Origin of the sequence: Legionella fairfieldensis ATCC 49588, from assembly GCF_000621525.1 — a bacterium.
Taxonomy (GTDB): Bacteria; Pseudomonadota; Gammaproteobacteria; order Legionellales; family Legionellaceae; genus Tatlockia; species Tatlockia fairfieldensis.
On the sequence record NZ_JHYC01000014.1, the window covers coordinates 55,673 to 79,466 of the forward strand.

Sequence of the window (23,794 nt, forward strand, 5' to 3'; positions counted from 1 at the left end):
AACCCCCTCTGATTAGAATAATGTCCTCATTTTCCGTCTTCTCACTATTTCTCGCAAAGACCGACTCATGCCCAATGCCCACAAAAGCTCATGGTTGAACGAGGGTTTGCAACGGGCATAAGTCAACGGATCCAATTGTATGGATAAAAACAATTGAACTATCGTAACGAAGTGAAGAGTGATAAGACAGTGAAAATGGTTTTGCGCAGACGCGCAATATAGATTATCCTGTTCCTCAACCATGAGTAACCTCCTGGACTTAGGTTATTTGTGGCAGAACCTAAAGGTGTTGGTAGCACCTTTAACGTTCCGTGCAGGCAGGGTAACCCGCCTGCATGTTTATCTTACGCCAGATGAATTTTAAAAAGCAATTAATTTTTTAATAGACTGGGGCAAAATCCTGCTTTGCCTGTAATATACACCTATCGACAGGAGATCCTTCACTATGCTCAGGGTGACGGTAATTTGAGCGAAAATTACAGAAGTTTTTCTTTGAGATGGTGCGATCTTGCTGTGTTGTCACTACAGTGGGCTTAAAAAAGGTAGAGAACTAGTGATAGATAATAAATCATCCAATGATGACATCAATGCGGATAAAGAAGTCATTGACGAGCAACGACGCCAGTTCTTATTAACTGCAACCAAAGTACTTGGTGGTGTGAGTGCTGCTTGTATGCTGACTCCGCTGGTTTCTTCCTGGTTACCCAGTGCAAAGGCGCGAGCCGGTGGTGCGCCCGTACAAGTGGATTTAAGTCAGCTTGAACCTGGTCAACAGGTTACCGTGGAGTGGCGAGGAAAACCCGTATGGATAATTCGACGCACCAGGGAAATGCTACAACACCTTGCAGGACACGAGCAAACACTACGCGATCCTGATTCTCTTGTTGACCAACAGCCTGCTTATGCTAAAAATCGTTATCGTTCTATCAATCCCGAGTATCTGGTGTTAATTGGTATCTGCACCCATTTAGGCTGTGTGCCGAAATATACACCGGTAAAAGAGGAATTGGGTTCGAATTGGCCAGGAGGTTTTTATTGCCCTTGTCATGGCTCCAGTTTTGATTTGGCGGGTCGTGTATTTAAAGGCGTTCCAGCACCGATTAATCTGGAAGTTCCTCCTTATCGATTCATTAATGAAAAAACTATTGTGATTGGGGAAGAGGAGAAAGAAGTATGAGTTCACTCATCCATTGGCTAGATGCGCGTTTTCCTTCATTAAAAACATGGAAGGATCATGTTAGCGAATATTATGTCCCCAGGAACCTGAATTTTTTGTATTTTTTCGGTTCTTTAGCCCTGGTGGTCTTAGCCATGCAGTTAATTACCGGTCTGTGGTTAACCATGTTTTATACGCCCACTGCCACCCAGGCATTCAATTCAATTGAATACATTATGCGGGACGTCAATTACGGCTGGTTATTACGCTATGCTCATTCCACCGGCGCGTCGGCTTTTTTTATCGTAATCTATTTTCACATGTTTAAGGCCCTGTTATATGGTTCTTATCAAAAACCCAGGGAATTGCTTTGGCTTTTAGGAATGGCATTGTTTATTCTATTACTGGCGGAAGCCTTTTTTGGCTATCTCCTGCCCTGGGGGCAAATGTCTTATTGGGGCGCTCAGGTTATTACTTCTCTTTTCAGCGCGATTCCTTATGTTGGAGATAGCATCGTTGTCTGGATACGAGGCGATTATAACGTAGCCAATGCAACGCTTCAGCGTTTTTTTGCCTTGCATGTTATTGGTGTGCCTCTGCTACTCTTATTCTTTGTTTTTCTTCATATTATTGCCTTGCATAAGGTCGGTTCCAATAATCCCGAAGGAATAGAAATCAAGCAATATCTTGATGTACAGGGAAAGCCACTGGATGGTCTTCCATTCCATCCTTATTTTACCAGTAAGGATTTGGTGGGAGTGCTTGTTTTTTTAATTTTATTTTTTTCGGTGGTATTTTTCTTTCCAGAAATGGGAGGGTATTTTTTAGAGCATGAAAATTTTGCACCCGCGAACCCCATGGTTACGCCAGAACATATCGCTCCTGTTTGGTATATGACTCCTTTTTATGCCATGTTACGAGCCATTCCCAATAAATTGTTCGGAGTTATCGTTATGGGAATGGCAATAGTCATTTTAGTTTTTATTCCCTGGTTAGATAGAAGTCCTGTACGCTCCATGCGTTATAAAGGTGATTATTCCAAATACGCCCTGGCTGCTTTTGTTGTCAGTTTCGTGATGCTTGGTTATCTGGGAACAGTCAATGTGACCGCGATTAAGCAATACTTGACCCGTGTGTGTACTGCTGTTTATTTTGCTTATTTTCTGTTGATGCCGCTCTATAGTCGTTATGAAAGACCTCGGAGTTTGCCTGAGAGGATAGTGAGTGAATAAAAAAATAATTACTTACAGCCTGGTTTTTCTTGCGCTATGTTTTATACGCCCGGCAACAGGCGGGGAGATGAAGCTGTTGCCGGTTAATGTCAATATTCATGATCAGGCCAAATTGCAGCGCGGTGCAAAACTATACATGAATTATTGCTCCGGATGCCATTCCTTACGTTATGTGCGTTATAGTCGGCTGGCTAATGATTTAGGATTGGTAACGTTTGCTGGCAAGCCAGATATTAATCTTATCAACAACCTGATTTTTACTGGCGCTAAAATTGAGGCGCCTGTCAAGATTAGTATGCCCGCAACGGATGCGAGAGAGTGGTTTGGGTTAGTGCCTCCTGATTTATCATTAACGGCTCGTGAACGAGGCGCTGCCTGGATATATACCTATTTAAAAAGTTTTTACGCTGACAGTTCTCGTCCATTTGGTGCGAATAATTTATTGGTTCCCGATGTTGCAATGCCCAATATTTTAGCTCCATTAATAGGTCACATGGTGCTTGTTAATAACCCCTCTTCCCCGGAAAAACCTGCCGACTTTTCTCTGGTTCTTAAGGATAAAGGAGAAATGGGTCAACAGCAATTTAATGAAATGCTGGAGGATTTGGTCACTTTTCTGGTCTATGTAGGGGAACCCGTTAAATTAATACGTTATCGTCTGGGATTCTGGGTTATTGGTTTTTTGAGTATTTTTTTGCTCGTAGTCTATTCGCTTAAAAAAGTGATATGGAAAAATAGCTAGCACACAGGATTTAATATCATTTACAGATATTCCTTCGAACGAATTGGTGATAGCCGAATAAATAATAACTTTATCAATTGACCTGAGATAAACAATTCAGTAGTATTCCGCCAGCATTTTATTGCTTAAATGGAAAGCTATGGAGTTGTATCATGAAGAGTATGAGTAAAAATTTATCAGTCCAAACCAGGAGTTGCTTCGTTTTTCATCGTCAATCATTTCATTATTAAACGTTCTTTTTTTGATTAGCTCAATGGCAAAGGTAAGTCTCAATAAAAGGAAGAATAATGAATCAGTTGATAAGTCCTATTCTATGTATTAACAATCAAGTTAACTCTCTTTCACTTTCGCATAAAAATTTACCAAAAAATGAGGTGCGAGTTATCCTTGGTTTTTTGCTGGTATTATTGTCATTCACAGGTTATGCAGGAGCCTCTCTTAGCCTTAATCCATTAACCCCGTATACAGGGCATGTTTTTTATGGTGAAGAATTTCGTATAAGAATGTACATCCCTCATCATTCGCTTAAGGGCTGGCAAAGCTGGATACTTCCTGCCGGTGTCAGGTTAGAAGCAGAAAGTGGCCTATGTGCTTATCTATTCCTTCCCGCCTTGGATGTGTATGATGGGGGTATATGTTATCTTCATATTGTTATTCCTGGTTCCAGACTGGGTCAGATAATAAACGGGATGATCTATTATCGACTGATTGGTTGGGGAAGAAAACCTGTGGATATTCTCCGCGCCCAACCGTTCTCTGTTAACGTGATTCCTCATCCCTTATCAATGGCCAGTATCCCGCAACAATCGGCCACTGCAAATCAGCCTTTCTATTTGGATCTCAGACCTTACGTTAATTATTATTTGGAAAATGTGCAGGCATTAACTTACCCTGCTATTGGCGTAACACCGGTTACCGCTAACGGTTTATATTATGACGCCACAAAGTTTGCAATTGTAGGTACGCCCTCTCAAAGTGGTACTTATCGATTTAGCGTGAACGCTCATAATAATTACGGCACCGCCGCCGCAGTACCTTTAGTGATCAATGTTCGTATCAATCCGGCAGAAACTCCAGGACTCAAACAAGCGTTTATTGCTACAGGTGCGCCAGGGGAAGTTTACAGCCTTAATCTGAACGAATTTCTGGCGTCTTCGCAAAATCTGGCGAGCAACCCAATACGTTTTCGTATTGATACCAATAAAACTCATCCTGATTGGCTAAAAGTAGAGGAGACCAGATTGACAGGTACAATCCCTTTTAGTGAAGCAGGCCAATCCGTGGAAGTTACCCTGATTGCTAGTTCCAATGCGGGGGGTGACTCAGCCCCTTTAACCATTCACATCCCGATTGCGGTAGATCCGGCGAAAAGACCGGGTTTTGAACCTCATATTTCACTGGATTCTGTTGCGGGTGGACAAATAGTAAATGATCTTCGTCAGAGTATTGTTGATCCAGCCAATGCTTCTGATTTAACACTGATTATTGAAAATGTTGAACCTGCTGCTCCATGGCTTTCTATTTCCTCTGTGAATCCTACAGAATTGATAGGAACTGTGCCGGAAGATGCAACGGGACAAATATATTATATTAGTTTACATGCCTGGACTTCTATTGGTGGAAGCTCTGACACAATTAAAATACCTTTGAAGATAGCTATTGATAGTAAGTTTACTCCTTATTTTACGATTCCTGAACCTAAATTATCCATAGCTTACATGGGTCAACCCTATTTCTATGATTTTGTAGCCAATCGAGAAGTATCTCCCGAATATGAAGAAATACCTTATGTTATTGAGTTAGCTGAGAACTATCAAAACCCTTCCTGGCTACGAATTGAAAATAACAGACTCATTGCTGATTTAATTCCTCAGATAGATACTTCAGAACAACTTGTGTATGTCACTCTAAGAAATATTCCTGGTGGGCCATCCAAGGTGTTCCCTTTAAAGCTATATGTCATGTAATAACTAATAAGAAACGAAGGAAGAGAGATGTACAAAGAAAATGACTGGGTCGCCCAAGACGTGCCAATGATGGAGATTTTACTACAGGTCTGGAGATAGATGTTTCGCAACTTGACTTGTCAGGTTGTTGACTGGGTCGCCCAAGACGTGCCAATGATGGAGATTTTACTACAGGTCTGGAGATAGATGTTTCGCAACCTGATTTGTCGGGTTGTTGACTCGGTCGCCCAAGACGTGCCAATTTCTCAGAACTTTCATTAATTGGCAGAACATTATTATTGTCCTGGTCAAGTTTGGAATACAAGGGATCATTATTTTTCCCACAAAAGTGAAGGATCAGATGAGACAAGCCACCTATCAAAAATCCAGCAAGAGCACCTATACCAGCTAAAGCAAGAATGCCTAGCATTCCTGCACCAAACGGAGTGAACACGCCAAAAAAAACCAAAGCAAAGCCTGCTGCTGCGCCTGCGGCTGATTCAAGAATGGTAGCGAGAACAGGTGCCAGGATTGCTTTAAGAGGTCTTTTCAGGTCAGGTGGCATAGCATGCTGTGATGGATGATTTAAAAGCGCTTTTCTTTCCTCAGCAATTTCGCGTAATTTTTTTATAGATTCACGCATCGAATCTCTCTTCTCATGGTTTACTTCATCACTTTCCTTTTTTTCCAATCTATGTTGTTCAAAGCGAAGCGCCATTGCCTTTATATAAGTATTTTCAATTAAAAATATTTGATCGGGGTTAATACAATGATTTTCATCAAGAAAGTCTAACGTGTGCATTGCGGATAAATGCGAGCCATCTTCACAGTATAAGTTAAATTCTTCTCGAAGTCCCATGAGTAGAAAATCAATGGGGCGCATCAAGTGAGATTTAATATTGCCTTGTTGATGTTGCGAAGGACTAGCAAAACTTGAAACTTGTTCATAGTAATATTGTGCGGAGCAAAATTGGCTTAACTCGGGATCTGCTTTAATCTTTTCCCTTAATTGTTCTCCTAACTCATGACGACCAAGGACAGGTTTTGACATCATAATCGCAGTAATAATCACTTCGTTATTAGCAAAAAAATCCCCCTGTTTTAATTGACTGAAGATCCCTTCCACTGTTCCTTTTAGCTTTTCAGGATTAATGCCCAGAGGATCAACGCATAATTGTTGGGTTTCGTTAAATAGACGGTGTAATAGGAAATTCACGCCAGTAAATACAGGGGTTGCTAACGCTTCATCTTCTGCTGTTTCATAAAGCACAAAAGAATCCAGATCACTATATAAAGTGGCTTGTTGTTTTGCGAGAGAGCCAGAGAAATAAATTTCCATATTTTTAGGAGGACGTATTTCTGCTTTTGAGAAGGCATTATGTATTATTGATTTATAAAATTCTTTTATATTTTTTTCCCATAACTCCCATGATGTCATAGATGCTTCATCGAGCTGGGTGTTTATTTGTTGGAGTTTTTCTTTATAAGCATCAAATAATGCTTGGTTCTCTTCGTCTAATGCATCAGTACCGCGAAAATCACTATAGAGGGAACCTTGTTTAAATAAAGGATTACTGTTTATTGGATTAGTCATAATTTTATAATAATAGGCGTAAAATGAAATGTGATGATATTAGCATTAAAAAGTTAAGTAAATATTAAAAATAGCTTCAATCGCGCTTGTCGAAATTGCCGCCAAATCGGTACTTTCAAGTTAGCCTTAAGTTTTACTTGACTTTTAATGATGTCTACGTACCGCGGCGTGTCCGCGGTACGTAGACAGATCGCCACTCCTATTTCCATTAAATCAAAGGTTGATAATTTAATCATAAAAGCTCATAATTAAACCACATAGATTATTTTGTTCCCAATTATGACGTTACCCAATGCTTTTTACTATTCAGAAACACAAAGCCAGATTAATTACAGTCGTAATTATACGGGGAACCTGGATGTTAATCGATTGATTCACGGTAAACCTTATTGGATTCAGCCTTCTTTACCTCAAATGAAGAAAGAAAAAAAACTGATTCTAAGTGATTGGAGCGCCCAGAATTGGTCAGATGTGAAAGCTGCAAAAGTTGGTAGCTACTTTAACATTTTGATTGAACAGGGTTTTTCAATTTATATTTGGCATGCTAAAGAAATTAAACCACTCACTCAAGAAGGTATTTTACCTTATTTATCTCCAGGGAGTCGGGCGCAAATAACTCCGGCTTATCCGGAAGAAATTATCGAAGCGGCAGCCCGCCATGGACTTGCATCCAATACTATTCTTCAATTAGACGATCATTGGATGCGCTGCTTATTACAACGAGATGATTCGCTTCCACGAGAATTAATAGCCAGTGATTTTTTTAAAATTGGTTCCATTTATTCTCATGCTAATTTAGCCGACATTATTAAACACGCCCAACCACCATTAACTTCTATTGTTTCTGATGTATTCTCGCAAACAAAAACAATGAACACACTAATACACGACTATTTTCCAGATTACCCAATAAAAGAGGATTATAAGGAGCTGGAATTGGTGGGGTCTGAACTGGATGATTTAAATAATTTGCCAATTGAAGATGTAAGTAAAATAGAGCGTATCAAGTTAATTGGAGAATTCAACTCAAATTCACCGCTCTTCAAACGCAATTATCCGGAACTTGAAGGTAATCCCTATAGTAGTTACTTTATTTTTGACTCATGTCACACCGCTCCAAAACTGAAAATACTTGACTTAAGTGATTTTTCTTTTCCTTCGGATTTTATTCAACTTTATGAGGGTGAATTAAAGCGGCTAGAGGAACTTATCTTAGGTGATATCACAAAGAAAGAGGCGAAAAATCTGAGAATTGCGGTAAGGGATGGTCAACTTAAAAAACTAAATATTCCCGCATGTGCTGATTTGAAATGGCCGAAAGGGGGATATTTATATGAATCGCCACCAAAATTACGTGACGTCATCTTAAGTAACAAAAATATTTTGGATGAGGAGGCGCAAGATAAATCTATACAAGAATTATGGAAATTTTTAAATGGATTAAGCCAGTCTATAGAAACACTTGAAATACAAAAGTGGCATTGGATTTTTTCTGTGAACAATGGAGAAGAATACGATTGCCCCTTGAAGAGTTTAAACAAGCTTCGTGAATTAAAATTATGGGGTTGTCCTGAGGTATCAATAACCATGAGTTTTCTTGAGGCCACACCAAAACTCACAGCACTTTCTTTATGTTCCTGCGAGCTTACCGAGTTAAGGCTGGATGATAACAGTTTGGTGAACCTTGAAAAATTAGATTTAAGCAATAGCTACTTTGATATAGACGCTTTGCCTTCTCTTTTTAAAGCGGCACCCAATATTAAAGAGCTTAATTTGTATAATTGCCGTGCGGGAAAAGATAACTATCCAATCGAAAATGTTCGCCTTTTAAATGATATTATAACCAAAGCCTCACATCTCAAAAAACTTACATTAAAACACGGCTCAAACTCCAAGTACGGCTCCTTTTTCGCCGATGGTTTGGTCTCATCCTTCGACAGGCCAAGCTACCCTAATGTCGAATCCATTACCTTAAAGGGTGATGGGAATCTTACCTGGGATCAACTGAATAGGTTACATCAAGCCGCTTCCAATCTTAAAGAGCTTAGAATCAGCAGCGATATCAAGATCACCGATGAGAAAGTGAGAGCAAGATTAAAAAGCATTCCTTCCGTGAGAATTTTTAAGGATTCTGGAGAAAGCAAAGCAAGTATTGAACAGACATCCCCTCAACCTGTTCGGGATGAGAATTTCGAAGACCATCTTGAAGAATTTAAAAATTTTAAACCCGATGAAGAGAAGGCTTTTCATTACTCAGGAAGGAATAAAACCCAAAATCAGGGAATGATCATAGAAAAACTGAGCCAATATTTAACCCTGACTGATCAACACTTGCATGCCATTCATCGCTTGCAAGATGGTATTTGTAATACTTTAACACATTACTTTCAAGATAAATCGATGGAGGAATGGAGTCGGTTTATAGAAAAAACAAGTCAGTGGGATGGCAAAGCAGCAACTATCGATAATGAGTTAAGCGAATTATTCAATGAATTATGGGCTTATGTCACCCACTATCAATTGCAAAATTATCCTCATAAAGAACTGTACCTGGGCGAGGATTTTCTTTCAACCTTACTGGCTTTACCCGCTCAGAAAAGCTTTATTTTAAACAATGCCTGGCATTCTATCGCGCTTCGCCGCAAGACGGAAAATGAGTGGGAAGTTTATGATCCCAATTATGTTAATGGTGTTAAAACCATTTTTACGGAAGTGTTAACCGACACGATCACTGCAGCCATTGGGCAACTCGTAGTGATTGAATCAACCAAGTCTGTCATGCCCTTACTCCTTAATAATCCTGACCATTTTCTTCACAATGGAGGATTGTTAGTACTTTGCCGTTGCGACAACAAGAAAGATATATTATCGGCACTTTCTTCAGCGAATCAATTTTCAAAAGAAGCGGTGGAAGGTTTATTACTGCGAAATTTGAAGGGGAAGCCCGCCTGGGCCGTGGGGCTTAAACATACTGATGAGGCTATCAAGGCATTGACTTATCGTTTATTGCATCAATTGATGCAATATTACCCTGATAATTATCAGGAACAACTGCAACGCAGCCTCGAAATGGTTACCCCGCTTGAAAGACAAGAACTTATTACTCTCCTCGTGCAAGTATACCCGATTCAAGCCGAGTCTTCACAAGATGTGGTTCAACGTGAAAGACTAATTGATTTAATACGAAGCGCCCCTAATCAGGATTACTATGAAAAGCAACTTGTTACCTGGCATGTCTCTCAACCTGCTGAGAAAACCCTTATCGAATATTGTCAGGAGATCGTACAAAAAAAAGAGAATGCAAACCTTCTCATCGAGCTTCATTCATCAGAAGCAGTCCATGCACTGAGTTATGCTTTGGAAGCTCATTGTGAGGTTGTTCATCGGCCTGTTTTCTATATTGACAAGCCCGATGATCTGATTTGTTCAGCCCCCTTTATACGTCTTAATTCTGATAAAACGGGTACCTTTTGTAAAGGACCGGGGGGACCTTTGTACGATTTTTTGCAGGATCATCGGCAAGGTGAGGCACCTGTGCTGCTAGTGAACTATGATGCGTTTGAGGCCGAAGACCTCGTACGCTTCAATAGTTTGTTGGATAAAGCACGCCATGTGGATGGCATTTCTTTACCCAAGGATGCCCTGGTGATTGGTTTAATGAATGTAAAAAAACCGGATTGTTACCAAGGGTCTGATTTTTATTCACGTTTTACTAAAAGAGCCCCCTGTCCTGTCGCAAACAGCAAGTTAACCGAGATGCTTCCTTCTCCCATCCAGGTTGCCCGGAATGACGTAACGCTAAAAACAGTGATTAATCTCTATCATGCACCTGACTGGCAAAGTCGTTTATTAGGGCGGTGGATTCTCAATGGGAAGCAATTAAATTATCAAGAAGGCGAACTGCAAAAGGCGCTACAAGCCGGGTTGCCGATTGAGCTACAAAATGGTTTATGGGAGGATGAGGCTTTTGTGCGCTTCTGGCAGCAGTTGCGGCTGGGTGGTATTCGTCACCAGGGCAAGATCCTGCGCCTTCCAGCAGAGATTTCATTGACGCGAAAAGAAGGCTATAACTGGGCTGTGTTAAGTCCGATTTTAGAAGTAAAGCCTGAACCCGTTCCTGAAAAAGCCTTTTTATTAAATCCTGGCACCTTGAAGGATTTTTTCGACCAATATATTTATCAGGATAGTAGTAAAACCTTGAAAATAGCGTCTGGATTAATTCATGAAGCGAAGGAAAGTCTGACAGTCCATGTTACACGGACAATGAGTGAGCATGAGTGGGCTATGCTTTTGACCGAGTGTCAGCAACGAGGGCTTCGTTTAGTGGCTCATTGTGCGCCAAATGTTGATTTACCGCAGGCTCTTGTCGGGAAATCATTCCTGGTGAATCCTTCAGCAATTACCGCTTGGCCAAGCAATCGTTTTTCACTCCCCACCCCCCCAGTCATTATCAGCACGGATATCGATACCACTGTGGCTTTGATGACGCAAGATAATCAGGATTGGCAAGTGATTGATGTGTCTGGCTGTGAGGCGGCTGATTTATTGACTCGCATCAATACAACGTTTAATGAGCAGACATTGCAATTTGAATTTACTCGTACGGATTGTGCTCTCACGACGGCATTAAATAATCATCAAAAGGTTATTTTGAAGGGCCAATTTTCTCCTGCACTAGCGGATGCCTTGGCGCCCTTGTTCCTTAAAAATCAGGATAAAACGAGTGGCCAGCTTCTCTGCATTAGTGATAACCAGACCGCTTTTTCCTATTTGCCAACCCTGGCCATTCATAAGGTAACTGTACAAGAGAAATGGGGTTGCCTGAAATCATCTGGTAAATTATCGAAGAGTCTGGAGCCTTTTCTGGCCACTGAATCTTTAGGTAGCCTGCGTGCTCGTCAAGCTTTTTTGGCTCTTTATCCCAACAAGCCGAGTGATGACAATTGGCGAGGTCTGTATGATTTACCTCAGGCAATGATCCATCAAGTGAATAATGAATTAACGTTAGCACAACAAGCGCAAGCTTTTATGCAGGCACGTCGCGATGACGTTAATACTATGTTAGACAAAGAACCCATGGTTTTTCTGACTGGCCTTTCAGGAGTAGGCAAGTCAACCTTTGTCAAAAATGAGCTTTGTGGCGAAGCGGACAAATTGTATGTTGGGGAGAATCAACTAAAAAAATGGGCGCAAGCCGATCAATCCAAACGTCGCGTTCTTTTTCTTGATGAAGCGAATTTAAGTGCGCGAAGCTGGAGTGAATTTGAAGGGTTGTTTCATAATCCACCTGGTATTTTAATTGATGGCTCTTTTTATCCACTAAGTCTTCAGCATAAGGTTATTTTTGCGGGAAATCCCGTGACTTATGGCGATGAACGTCAACTCTCTTCTTTTTTTAGACGTCATGGGCATGCGGTCTTGTTCACGCCACTTTCTGCGGCAGTTATTCATGAAAAAATCATTAAACCGGTTTTTAAGGGACAATCAATAGCTCCTGCAGATATTGACTGCATTAGTCACAACTTGCGGTCAGTCTATCATTTTATTTGTAACTGCTCGAAAACAGAAGTGCTTATTTCTCCGCGTGAATTGCAGATGATGGCGCTTTTAACACTCAATCGTCTTAGTCAACAGCCCAATCAGTCGGCGGATGCGATTTCCAGACAAATTGCTTACGTGCTTGCTAAACCGTTAGTGCCTTCTACGCAAGCAGCCAACTTTGAGCAACAATTTAAACCCCAATGGCAACCGAATGTGCCTAAACGAGCCACAACTACCGTTGGCATGCTCATCACCTCCTCAAGACAGCCGATTAAACAACAATTAGATGACAGACTTGCACTCCGGGAGTGGCGTTATGCGAATGCCGAGTCACTTAACGAGGAGCAAAAATACGGGGGCCTTGGCGGGATTGTTTTTGAAGGCAACCCGGGCGTAGGAAAAAGTGAGTTAGTCATTGCCACACTGCGTGCGCGAGGTTATGAACAGGAACACGATTTACAAAATCCAACAACAAAAACCAAGCCCTTTTATCTCCTGCCCGTGAGTATGGCCTTAGAGGAAAAGAAAGAGCTTCTTCTTAAAGCCTTTCATGAAGGGGCAGTGGTAGTTATCGATGAAATTAATAGCTCGCCCATGATGGAGCAATATCTTAATGCGTTGCTTATGGGTAAAACCCTCGATAACCAATGTGCCAAACAGCCAGGATTTATGATTATTGGAACGCAAAATCCCATCACCATGGCGGGACGACGCGCCGCAAGTCCTGCTCTTTTACGGCGCCTGACTCTTATCGAAGTACCCGAATATACAACCGAGGAACTAGAAGCTATTTTGCAACACCAGGGGCTTCCTTATGAGGAGGCTACCTCTCTTGTCAAGGCTTATGAAAGGAATGTAAAAAAAGCGCAAGAAAATCACTTCACTCCTGCACCTACTCTTCGTGACCTACTCAAAGTGGCGAAACAGGCGATTAGAGCTCAATCGACACCGATAAGACAAGAGGAAAAAAAGGAAATACCTGTGATTCCTCTTCCTGTACCACAAAAACAGCAGCAGTCAGCTAAATCCAAACCAAAAAGCGCTTCTCTGTTTATTATAGGACTCGGTCTTTTATCCATCATCATAGGGGTAGTATTAGCTACAATACCTCTCCCGTTCATCACTCAGTTGTTGGGTGGTGGTTTCATAGGGATGGGAATCAGTCTCGCATTAGGGATCACAGGTTTTGGCCTTTCACTCTTCGGGGGCTATCGTCTCCGTAAACACCGACAAGAGGCTGATTCTTCCCCCATTATTTCACCATCGCCATCCCAGGAAGCAATCAACGCCTATCCTCATACTTTGGTGAACGAATTAGGTGTGCAAAGAGTAAAACAAACCAATGATCCACTGTCTCAGGAATCTGATTTAACCAATACCCATAACTTCCATATAAAAAAAACGCCTCCATCTACAAAACCTGATTCTGAGAAAAGCTTGAACCCATAAAATTTTCTTCAAGTTTAAGAGTGTTCAAGAGAACAAAAGAAGCCTCGGTTTTCCAGCAGCCCCGGCTTCACCGGGAACTGCTGAAGAAACTGTTGTCAGAAAGCGCCTACTTGCCCTCCCTGACCGACTTCGGTAAAGTTCAATGATCGTTGTTTAATGGGTTGGTAATTATGCAGTCAGGTTTTGTTCATTTACGTGTGCATACAGAGTTTTCGATAGTGGATGGCTTGGTTCGTATTAAACCCCTCATGAAATTACTCCCCGATAAAGGAATGAATGCTGTAGCGATCACTGATTATTGTAATCTTTTTGCCGCGGTAAAAGTATTTAAAACAGCAGTGGATGCGGGCATTAAGCCCTTATTAGGGGGTGACCTGCCTTGTCATGATCCGGAACACCCTGAACAATTAAGTTCTTTTCTCTTGTTATGTCAAAATGAGATTGGTTATCGTAATTTAACCTGTCTTGTATCGAAAGCCTATCAGGAAGGGCAGTATCAAGGACAACCAAGGGTCCATCATGATTGGATACCGCAACACGCTGATGGTTTAATTGCTTTATCGGGAGGACGTTTGGGACGGATAGGCAAGGCTTTGTTAATGAATGATGAAGCAACAGCTTATGATTTGGCCAAATTCTATGCCGGAATCTTCCCCAATCGCTTTTATCTCGAAATTCAACGCACTAATCGTAGCGATGAGGCCGTTTATAATGAGAAGGTAGTTCGTTTGGCAGAGGCGCTGAATTTGCCCTTGGTAGCGACTAATGATGTGTGTTTTTTGCATAAAGAGGATTTTGAAGCGCATGAGGCCCGTGTTTGTATTCACGAAGGCTATTCACTTGCTGATCCACGGCGAAAGCAGAATTATAGTGTTGAGCAATATTTGCGTTCTGCTGATGAAATGATTGAATTATTCAAAGACTTGCCACAGGCTATAAAAAATACTGTTGAAATTAGCAAGCGTTGCACCGTAAAACTTGATTTAGGTAATAATTATTTACCCAATTTTCCTATTCCTGATGAGTCGACCGTTGAAGAGTATCTCTCTGCCTTATCAAAACGAGGACTGGAGGAGCGGTTTAAGCAGATTTTTCGTAATCAATCCGCGGAATCCATTCAGGCAAGTCGTCACATTTACGATAAACGTTTGCAAGTCGAGCTGGACGTTATTAATTCCATGGGATTCCCGGGTTATTTTCTTATTGTAGCTGATTTTATTCAATGGGCGAAGCAAAATGGCGTGCCTGTTGGTCCGGGTCGAGGATCAGGGGCTGGCTCTCTGGTGGCTTATGCTTTAAACATTACGGATCTCGATCCACTGCAATATGAATTACTTTTTGAGCGTTTTCTCAATCCGGAACGGGTTTCCATGCCTGACTTTGACATCGACTTTTGTATGGAGGGTCGTGATCGAGTCATTGAATACGTTGCTGAAAAATATGGCCGGCAAAGCGTATCGCAGATTATAACGTTTGGTACGATGGCTGCGAAAGCAGTAGTCCGTGATGTGGGTCGAGTTCTGGGTCATCCTTACAGTTTTGTTGATAAAATAGCAAAACTGATTCCTTTTGAAATAGGAATGACACTTAACAAAGCACTTGAGGACGAAGCGGAGTTACAACGTCGCTATCAGGACGAAGAAGAAGTTAAAGAGCTGATTGATTTAGCTTTAAAATTGGAAGGCATTACACGCAACGCAGGCAAACATGCCGGCGGTGTGGTGATTGCTCCTTCACAGTTAACTGATTTTACTGCTATCTATTGTGAAGAAGGGTCCACTCAATTAGTCAGTCAATTTGATAAGGATGATGTCGAAGCCGCAGGGCTGGTGAAATTCGACTTCCTTGGTTTAAGGACATTAACGATAATTGATTGGGCGCTCGCCATTGTCAATAAACAACGTTTGGGACAAGGTGAAGAAGCCATTGATATTGCCATGATCCCTACGAATGATGTGCAAACATTTAATTTATTAAAAGCCTGCCAAACTACTGCTGTATTCCAGTTGGAATCCCGAGGAATGAAAGAGCTGATTCATCGTTTACAACCTGATTGTTTCGAAGACATCATTGCTTTAGTCGCGCTATTTAGACCGGGGCCTTTGCAATCGGGGATGGTAGACGATTTCATTGATCGCAAACACGGCCGCGCAAAAGTAGAATACCCACATCCTGATTTGGAACCTATCTTAAAACCTACCTATGGTGTAATCCTTTACCAGGAGCAAGTAATGCAGATTGCACAGGTTTTAGCAAATTACACACTAGGTGCTGCTGATTTGCTCCGGCGTGCCATGGGTAAGAAAAAACCGGAAGAAATGGCAAAACAGAGGGCTATTTTTACTGAAGGCGCGGTAGCGCGTGGTGTCGATGAATACACCGCCACGCATATCTTTGATCTGATGGAGAAATTTGCCGGTTATGGTTTTAACAAATCACATTCCGCCGCTTATGCGTTAGTCGCTTATCAAACGGCCTGGTTAAAAGCGCATTATCCTGCTGCTTTTATGGCTGCTGTGATGTCATCGGATATGGATAATACGGATAAAGTAGTTACCTTTATTGATGAATGCGCACAGATGAAGCTTAATGTGTTACCTCCTACGGTTAATCATTCTCATTATCAATTTACTATTAAGGACAACCACACCATCCTTTATGGGCTTGGAGCAATTAAGGGGGTAGGAGAGTCTGCCATTCATTGTATTATTGATGAACGACAAAAGGCTGGAACATATACTGGTCTATTCAGTTTTTGTCAACGTGTAGACTTGCGTAAGGTAAACCGTCGTGTTCTGGAAGCATTGATTAAAAGTGGCGCGATGGATGACTGGTCTGTTGAACGTTCCATCCTTTTCGCGTCTCTGGAAAAAGCGTTAAAAGTGGCTGATAAAGTACACCAAAACCACTTGAGCGGGCAGACGGATTTATTTTCTTTGATCATGGAAGAGGCAAATAATGAGGAAGATTATGAGAATTGTAAACCCTGGCCTGAAACTCAGCGTTTAAATGGGGAAAAGGAAACACTGGGATTCTATTTAACAGGTCATCCAGCCACTTATTATTGTCAGGAATTTAAAGCGTTTATTAATCCTGTTAGCCATTTAAATGCTGCTACGATGAAAAAAGCCATGATTTGCGGTTTAGTGACTTCCATTAGACGAGTGATGACCAAACGCGGTAAAAAATTAATGATTATTGGTTTGGAAGATGCTACAGCCAAACTGGATGTAGTGGTATTTTCTGAAGTTTATGAGGCACAACAAATCGATGTGCAGGCAGGGCAAATGCTCATCGTTGAAGGGGAGATAGCGACAGACGATTACAGTGGTGGTGTAAAAATGACCGCGAGTCAATTATACAGTATTGAACAGGCACGGACACGTTTTGCAAAATGTATTCGATTGACCGTAGCTGCTGAAAATCATTCTATTATCCCGACGTTACAATCCGTTTTAAAAGCAAATAAGGGGAATTGTGTAATACAGCTTCACTATTCCAACAGGAAGGCCAGTGCTATTTTGAATCTGGCTTCGGATTGGCGAGTTTCTCCCAGTGATGAGTTATTAAACGCACTTGGCGAGTTATTAGGACAGGAAAAAGTGGTTATGAATTATTAACAACAATAGCCGACACTCTTTTTTTGCTGACAGTCATAGGCTAACATGTAAGTCAAGATTGTAATAATAGATGATCTCCCTGTCAGGAACGACTATATATTCATCTGCGTGCAAATGACTCTTATAACCCCCACATTCCGTGGTGTATAATGATATCATTTTGTTCGCAATTTGAGCATAGATGATCGTTGTGTCACACTCGACACGGGAGCAAACCTGTTAAAGAGTGTAAGGTATTGTAATAATGGCTTTTCCGGGACGAAGGGTTGCAATTGTTGTTTTGGCTTGGATTGCATTTCTCAATGGTTATGCAGCAGACGGTGGTACTTATTTCTATCGCAATTTCTGGCTTCCTGTTTATCATGGTTTGCGTTTGGATTATTGCACGCTTGATGGCAAAAACTGTGGAATTTCCGTGGCTAGCGGCTATTGCCAAATGATGGGTTATGAGCGGGCAGATTATCAGCTGATTGATTATAATGTGGGTCTCACCCATTTTCTGTCTACAAAATCTCGTTGCAAAGGCTGGCGTTGTAATGGTTTTAAAACAATACGATGTTTAGCGAAGTTAAGACATGACCCGCCTGAATCTTATCATTATCGATTAAGACGGTTTGTTTATCCCCGTTATCAGCGTTATCGCATTGCCTGGTGTTATGATGGCCAGCATGATTGCGGCCAACGGGCTGCTTTTTCTTTTTGTCGTCGAATGGGTTATTTGAGGACAAACAGTTACCAGATACAAAAAAATGTAGCGGCAACTAAAGCAATTGGTAATCAACGATTGTGTTTTGGCAAGGGATGTAATGCTTTTAGTTATATCACTTGTTATCGTTAGGGAAGAACTTTGAAAAGGAAGAAATTTTGAAAACACTATTCGTTAAGCGGGCCGATAACAAGTTGCAGGAGATTAGGCGACTTTTTTTCTCTGAGTATCGGGATAAAATTCATTGTGCCAAAAAATACAATGATAGTAGAAAACATAGTCATCTAATTGACAGAGTATGGGTTATTAACCAATACTCTGAATTAAAGGCTTTAAACTTGGGGATTGGGTTATTATGAGCAATAGTGAAACTATTTTTATCATTGACGATAATGAAGAACGTTGCTATAAGCTCAGCATTATTCTGAATTTTGTAGGCGAAACCTGTTATCTTGCAAATTACAGTAACTGGCGCTCATTACCATATAATACGGTAAAATTATTGGTGGCAGGTGCACATAAGTCTTCTGAAGACACTATTAACTTTTTGCAGGAACTGACTACTATTGCGCCTGAGTTATTCGTAATACTTGTTGACTCTCCCCTGCCAGATCATTATCAATTGCCTGCAAATGTGCTTGCCAGTCTTCGTTTTCCTTTTAGCTATGAGCAAATGCTGGAGGTTCTTCATAAGTGTCAGATTGCTCATGACAGCACTGCTCATGCAATTAACCACCATACTTCCTTACTACGAAGTCTGGTAGGTAAAAGTGAGTCCATGTGTCAAATCCGTAAGTTAATCGCCCAGGTAGCGGATACAGACGCGAGTGTTCTGATATTAGGCGAGTCAGGTACAGGAAAAGAGGTGGCTGCTCGTAATATCCATGCGCTCTCATCGCGTGCTGATAAGCCTTTTGTTCCGATTAATTGCGGTGCAATTCCCGGTGAGTTATTGGAAAGTGAATTATTTGGCCATGAGAAAGGGGCTTTTACCGGTGCAATTACTGCGAGGCAAGGACGTTTTGAACTGGCGAATGGGGGCACTTTGTTCCTGGATGAAATCGGGGATATGCCTTTAGCCATGCAAGTGAAGCTGTTACGCGTTTTACAGGAGCGGTGTTTTGAGCGTGTGGGTTCTAATAAGAGTATAGAGGTTAATGTAAGGATTATAGCTGCAACGCATCGTAATCTTGAGCAAGCAATTGACGAAGGGAAATTTCGCGAGGATCTTTATTATCGGTTGAATGTTTTTCCTATTGAGATGCCTCCGTTACGTACGAGACCGGACGATCTGTCATTATTAATTAATGAGTTAATTACCCGTGTTCAGGGGGAGAATAGACCAGGCATCCGTTTAATGCCTGCAACCCTTGAAGTGTTAAGTAGTTATCAATGGCCTGGTAATGTTCGTGAGCTTGCCAATCTTGTTGAACGATTATCCATTTTGTTTCCTAATGGTATTGTTCACGTGGACGATTTACCTGTACGATTTCGAGGAGATAGCTTTGATAAGCCTAATAATCACAGTGAGCGAGAGGCTTTACTTGCTTTGCTTCACGAACAAACATCCGTCAGTGAAGGAATTGATCTTAAAGAGCATTTAGTAAAGACGGAATTAGCATTAATCAATCAGGCTCTAGAGGAATCGGACTGGGTTGTCGCCCATGCGGCCAGTTATTTAAACATGCGTCGTACCACATTGGTTGAAAAAATGCGTAAATATGGCCTGACTCGCCCAGAGAGGGTTTAGAAGAGTGATGGGTAAGTGTTCATAAGGTCAGTTTTCATTACCTACGTCTCACGGCTTGTCCCTGAGGGTTCTTCTCATTTTTTGTGCATGTGATGAGTGATTGATTTATTTGAAGTTCTTTGACTTCCTGTGATTTTTATTGATGCCATCCCCCGCGCAAGGCGGGGATCTTCTCTCAGGCAAAGTGATGAGGTAAGTTTGAGAATAGATTCCTGTTTTCACGGAATGACTCGAAATAATGTTGATGTCATCCCCGCGAAAGGCGGGGATCTTCTCTCAGGCAAAGTGATGAGATAAGTTTGAGAATGGATTTCCCACAGCTGACCTTTGACGAAATAAAACGTTGCCCAATTTGATTGAATCATCGTAAATTAAAAACTGCTTACTGATGATTCGTATTACACTTCTTTCTTTTCTGAATCCTCTTTTTTTACTGTCGATTTACTTTTTTTAGGCTTGGTTTCTTCTATAATGACGTCTTCTGTCGTTTTTGATTTAACTTCTGCGGTGTCTTGCTGATGTTTCTTTTTATAATCGCTAATAATTTCACAGACGCTGGTTTTGACATCTTTATAAAATTTACTTGCCATGGAAGATAATTCATTAAAATCGGGTAGTTTTGATTTGAAATCGCTCATGGTTCGCTCCGTGATATTCTGTTTTTAATTTTAGTATATAACTATATGACAAAAAAGTAATTAACGTTAATTATAGCATATCCCTTTATAAACAATATTCTTTATGCCAGATAAAAAAATAGCCCTTAACACGAATTGCCGACGAAAGTCAGCTCTTCCAATTAGTCTTAAGTTTTACTTGATTTTTAATGATGCCTACGTACCGCGGCGTGTCCGCGGTACCCAGAGATTGTGGCAGGAAACCATTTTATGGCGGAACAACAGTTCATGAGAGCCTGTTACGCCCAGGGGTGTAATAATTTCATGGTGGGTTTTAATAATTTTTCTGCCAGTGATTTTTTACCGTGGATGGTTATCTTAAAGGCGTTAAATAGTCCCATTTTTTCAACTAGAAGATCGTCACTGGTTTTTAAGCCATCGACAAGCTTTAAGTCGAAAGCATCTTTCGCTAACCAATGTTCACCCGTAGCTACCTTATCCATATCCAACTGTTGGCGATTGGCGAGAACGTAATCCCTAAAAATCTGATGGATTTTCTCTAAATCTTCCTGAAATTTTTTACGCCCTTTTTCGGTATTTTCCCCAAACAACGTCAATGTTCGTTTGTATTCTCCGGCAGTCAATAATTCAACATCAATATCGTTTTTTTTGAGCCAACGGTAGAAATTGGGAAGCTGAGCGACTACACCGATGGACCCTATTATAGCGAAGGGGGCCGCAATGATTTGATTAGCAACACAAGCCATCAGATAACCACCACTGGCAGCCATTTTATCAATACAAACGGTAAGCGGAATATTTTTATCCCGTAGCCGTTGCAATTGCGAAGCGGCTAAACCATAGCCATTGACTGCTCCCCCGGGACTTTCCAGCCGAATAAGTACTTCATCTTTCTCTTGAGCGACTGCAAGAACAGCAGTGATTGACTCACGAAGCTCTTCAACTTGTGATGCCTTAATATCGCCATGAAAATCAAGAACATAAAGCGAAGGTTTGCTTTTTTTGTCTTTCTTTTTTTTCTCGGGTTTTTGGCCTTTTATTTCATGAAATAAACGTTGTTTCAATGCGTCATATTGCTTGTTAAGCGGGGTGATGTTCAGTTTGGGGCGGGGCTTGCGGCCTAACATCAGAATACCGCCAACCACGACTAGCACAGCAACCACTAATGTTAATGTTTTCAAAAGAAATAAACCATACTCAGAGAAAAACTCCATTGTGAATCCTACCCATGTTAAAATAGTGATTATCCTCGGGCAGAGTTATCAGCGCAAGTAATTCTCATTAATGATTTTCTGCAATTTTAATCATTGATACTTCAGGAAGCTGCCGTAACAATATAACCCGGTCATTTATTTTCACTTGCCTGCAAGGGGTGCTTGCCAGATTTATAAATTATAGATAGTCTGCGGTTTTTGAGTATTTTAAAATCATATATGCTTGAAGTTTATAATGTATCCTTTGATTACCAGGATAAGCCCTTGCTTCGTAATGTGGAGTTTTCATTAGCTTCAGGGCAATTACTGCATTTACGGGGAGGAAATGGGGCAGGTAAAACCACGTTGTTAAAATTATTGACGGGGATTTTCTGTCCTCATGAAGGGGAGGTTCGTTATTATGGCAAATCAATCAGCGAAGACTTGGTCAATTACCAGCAAAAATTGTGTTTTATAGGACATAAAACCGGTATAAACCCTCTGCTGACAGTCCGTGAAAACTGCTTTTTCGATATGCATTGGGGCAAGCGCGCTTTAAATTTTGAACAGTTGCTCGCCGATTTTGGTTTACAAGGACTGGATGATGAATTTTGTTGTCATTTATCGGCAGGACAGCAACGCCGGGTAGGGTTACTGCGTATTGCTCTGACAGATGCCCGGTTGTGGTTGCTTGACGAACCTTTGATTGCTTTGGATACGGGTGCTGTCTCAGCTTTAATGCGCTGTCTTGAGCATCATCTGACTGAAGGAGGGCAAGTTGTTTTGACCTCTCATCAACCACTGCCTCTTGGACAGGCTTATCAGGAGTACTTGTTGTGATGAATCTGCGCAGACTATTTTATCGGCAGTTTCATCGGGAGTTTTTATTACATATCCGCCAACCCAGATTGCTGCTTCATTCCTCCTTGTTTTTTTTAATGGTCGCCGTTTTTTTCCCCTTGACCATGCCGCCTGAGAGTACCGTCCTTCGTTCAGTTGCGCCGGGATTAATCTGGATAGCTACCTTGCTGGCCATGCTACTTGCCTCCATAGGTTTTTTTCAACAAGATTATGAGGACGGTGTTATCGAGCAGTGGTTAATTTCAGGTTATCCATTAAGTCTGATTATCACAGCGAAACTGTTGGTTCATTGGTTACTTACTGTTCTTCCGCTACTAATTTTTTGTCCATTATTGGCCTTATTATTTAATCTATCCTGGTATGAAACGGCAGTGTTGATGATTAGTCTGGTAGCAGGTACGCCAGCGATGCTTTTTTTATGTGGTTTTGCCGCTACCTTTAACACAGGTATCCATCAAAAAGGAGTTTTAATGGCGTTAATTTTATTACCTTTAACTATCCCGATAATGGTTTTTGGTAGTGGGGCTTTGATAACAACAATGCAAGGTGGGTCTGTTAGCAGTTATTTGGCTCTATTGCTTGCCATATCGATATTAACTGTTGGGTTTTTGCCTTTTGCGATCGCGGCAGTAATGCGGATTGTTCTTGCGGAGTAAGAGGCTGTATTGTTTGATTGCAATTGACCTGATGTAAACAATTCAGTAGTATTCACGCCAGCATTTATTGCCGAATGGAAAACTATGGAGTTGTATCATGAAGAATATAAGCCGATATCATCAACCCGCATTGAAAAATCACGTTGTGTTTGTTTTCAGCAAACTCCCTGTCTTTATAATCAAAATCATTCAGCTACCATCCTGTCTTCTTCGAAGACTTAATATTTCATCCTGAACAATTCAAGAAGCGAATCAGAATTAAAGTCATTGCATATATACAAAGTTGATTAAAAAACAAGAAACGAAGGAAGAGAGATGCCACAGGTATTTACTGGAGAGGGTTTAGGGTTAACGGGTTCATCGGTGGGTCAGTTAGGGGTTTATGGTCCTCAGGGGAGTGGTTTGTTGGGTGGTGGGGGTTCGTTGTTGTCGGTGAATGCGGCGACGGGGAATGTGGTGTTGAGGCAATCGGATGGATTTTTAGCGGGGTTGGGGTTGGGATATGACCTGCAACGGAGTTATAACTCGCTGGGGGAGGGGGGATGCGGGTGGTGTTTTAATGTAGAGAGCCGTCTTTGTGTGGAAGGGGGTATTAACGAGCCGGGTTCGGTGGTGTATCGGGTGGATGAGGATGGTCATCGGAGTGGTTTTGTATTTCACGAGGGTCGAGGTTTGTATGTGGCGATGGATGGGCGTGCTGCGAGTCTTTG

At 41.4% G+C, this 23,794-nt stretch carries 13 protein-coding genes and 1 pseudogene; 11 read left to right on the forward strand and 3 right to left on the reverse strand.

Annotated elements, in window-relative coordinates; translation table 11 throughout:
• Positions 1–556: 556 nt before the first annotated feature.
• From petA to T345_RS0104965, 4 genes are all read left to right on the forward strand, one after another.
• Positions 557–1,177, forward strand: coding sequence for a ubiquinol-cytochrome c reductase iron-sulfur subunit (gene petA / locus T345_RS0104950; RefSeq protein ID WP_035918167.1), 621 nt, complete (start codon positions 557–559; stop codon positions 1,175–1,177).
• Entirely contained in the window at positions 1,174–2,388 is a 1,215-nt protein-coding gene (locus T345_RS0104955; protein WP_028388365.1) for a cytochrome b, read from the forward strand. Before petA ends, T345_RS0104955 begins: the two co-directional genes overlap by 4 nt.
• 67 nt (positions 2,389–2,455) lie before the next feature.
• Positions 2,456–3,130, forward strand: coding sequence for a cytochrome c1 (locus T345_RS0104960; RefSeq protein WP_084273735.1), 675 nt, complete (start codon positions 2,456–2,458; stop codon positions 3,128–3,130).
• 287 nt (positions 3,131–3,417) lie between these two features.
• A complete protein-coding gene (locus T345_RS0104965) occupies positions 3,418–5,097 on the forward strand; it encodes an Ig domain-containing protein (protein WP_028388367.1) in 1,680 nt (559 codons plus the stop codon).
• On the opposite strand, the gene T345_RS14525 is transcribed toward T345_RS0104965, so the two are convergent.
• Positions 5,090–6,670 (reverse strand): nucleotidyltransferase family protein, encoded by a 1,581-nt coding sequence (locus T345_RS14525; RefSeq protein ID WP_051555139.1) that lies wholly within the window; start codon positions 6,668–6,670, stop codon positions 5,090–5,092. The genes T345_RS0104965 and T345_RS14525 overlap by 8 nt on opposite strands.
• 279 nt (positions 6,671–6,949) lie before the next feature.
• On the opposite strand from T345_RS14525, the gene T345_RS0104980 reads away from it, so the two are divergent.
• From T345_RS0104980 to T345_RS0105000, 4 genes are all read left to right on the forward strand, one after another.
• Positions 6,950–13,660: an AAA family ATPase gene (locus tag T345_RS0104980; RefSeq protein WP_028388369.1), complete on the forward strand. Its 6,711-nt coding sequence runs from the start codon at positions 6,950–6,952 to the stop codon at positions 13,658–13,660.
• Between the two features lie 170 nt (positions 13,661–13,830).
• Complete coding sequence (gene dnaE / locus T345_RS0104985) at positions 13,831–17,280, forward strand: DNA polymerase III subunit alpha (protein WP_028388370.1); 3,450 nt, start codon at positions 13,831–13,833, stop codon at positions 17,278–17,280.
• Between the two features lie 244 nt (positions 17,281–17,524).
• Complete coding sequence (locus T345_RS0104990; protein ID WP_035918161.1) at positions 17,525–18,118, forward strand: hypothetical protein; 594 nt, start codon at positions 17,525–17,527, stop codon at positions 18,116–18,118.
• 223 nt (positions 18,119–18,341) lie between these two features.
• Entirely contained in the window at positions 18,342–19,736 is a 1,395-nt protein-coding gene (locus tag T345_RS0105000) for a sigma-54 dependent transcriptional regulator (RefSeq protein WP_028388373.1), read from the forward strand.
• 398 nt (positions 19,737–20,134) lie between these two features.
• Here the strand turns inward: T345_RS0105000 and T345_RS0105005 are convergent, their stop codons facing one another.
• Both T345_RS0105005 and sohB read right to left on the reverse strand, forming a co-directional pair.
• Positions 20,135–20,374, reverse strand: a complete 240-nt coding sequence (locus tag T345_RS0105005; RefSeq protein WP_028388374.1) for a hypothetical protein — start codon at positions 20,372–20,374, stop codon at positions 20,135–20,137.
• Between the two features lie 278 nt (positions 20,375–20,652).
• Positions 20,653–21,588: a protease SohB gene (gene sohB, locus T345_RS0105010; protein ID WP_028388375.1), complete on the reverse strand. Its 936-nt coding sequence runs from the start codon at positions 21,586–21,588 to the stop codon at positions 20,653–20,655.
• A 219-nt stretch (positions 21,589–21,807) separates the two neighbouring features.
• Between sohB and ccmA the strand changes: the two genes are divergently transcribed.
• The 3 genes and pseudogenes from ccmA to T345_RS15580 form a co-directional block, all read left to right on the forward strand.
• Positions 21,808–22,407: a cytochrome c biogenesis heme-transporting ATPase CcmA gene (ccmA, locus tag T345_RS0105015; protein ID WP_028388376.1), complete on the forward strand. Its 600-nt coding sequence runs from the start codon at positions 21,808–21,810 to the stop codon at positions 22,405–22,407.
• Positions 22,407–23,084 carry a heme exporter protein CcmB gene (gene ccmB, locus T345_RS0105020; protein WP_051555140.1) on the forward strand — a complete coding sequence of 226 codons (678 nt, stop codon included), beginning with the start codon at positions 22,407–22,409 and terminating at the stop codon, positions 23,082–23,084. The genes ccmA and ccmB overlap by 1 nt, the downstream gene beginning before the upstream one ends.
• 315 nt (positions 23,085–23,399) lie before the next feature.
• A pseudogene (locus T345_RS15580) lies at positions 23,400–23,723 on the forward strand (DUF6531 domain-containing protein); the annotation flags it as partial.
• Between the last annotated feature and the right edge of the window lie 71 nt (positions 23,724–23,794).

Bases quoted from the DNA above. Each gene is read 5' to 3' on its own strand.
- T345_RS0104955 (WP_028388365.1), top strand. From the start codon at position 1,174: ATGAGTTCACTCATCCATTGGCTAGATGCGCGTTTTCCTTCATTAAAA.
- T345_RS0104960 (WP_084273735.1), top strand. From the start codon at position 2,456: ATGAAGCTGTTGCCGGTTAATGTCAATATTCATGATCAGGCCAAATTG.
- T345_RS0104965 (WP_028388367.1), top strand. From the start codon at position 3,418: ATGAATCAGTTGATAAGTCCTATTCTATGTATTAACAATCAAGTTAAC.
- T345_RS14525 (WP_051555139.1), bottom strand. From the start codon at position 6,670: ATGACTAATCCAATAAACAGTAATCCTTTATTTAAACAAGGTTCCCTC.
- T345_RS0104980 (WP_028388369.1), top strand. From the start codon at position 6,950: ATGACGTTACCCAATGCTTTTTACTATTCAGAAACACAAAGCCAGATT.
- dnaE (WP_028388370.1), top strand. From the start codon at position 13,831: ATGCAGTCAGGTTTTGTTCATTTACGTGTGCATACAGAGTTTTCGATA.
- T345_RS0104990 (WP_035918161.1), top strand. From the start codon at position 17,525: ATGGCTTTTCCGGGACGAAGGGTTGCAATTGTTGTTTTGGCTTGGATT.
- T345_RS0105000 (WP_028388373.1), top strand. From the start codon at position 18,342: ATGAGCAATAGTGAAACTATTTTTATCATTGACGATAATGAAGAACGT.
- T345_RS0105005 (WP_028388374.1), bottom strand. From the start codon at position 20,374: ATGAGCGATTTCAAATCAAAACTACCCGATTTTAATGAATTATCTTCC.
- sohB (WP_028388375.1), bottom strand. From the start codon at position 21,588: ATGGAGTTTTTCTCTGAGTATGGTTTATTTCTTTTGAAAACATTAACA.
- ccmA (WP_028388376.1), top strand. From the start codon at position 21,808: ATGCTTGAAGTTTATAATGTATCCTTTGATTACCAGGATAAGCCCTTG.
- ccmB (WP_051555140.1), top strand. From the start codon at position 22,407: ATGAATCTGCGCAGACTATTTTATCGGCAGTTTCATCGGGAGTTTTTA.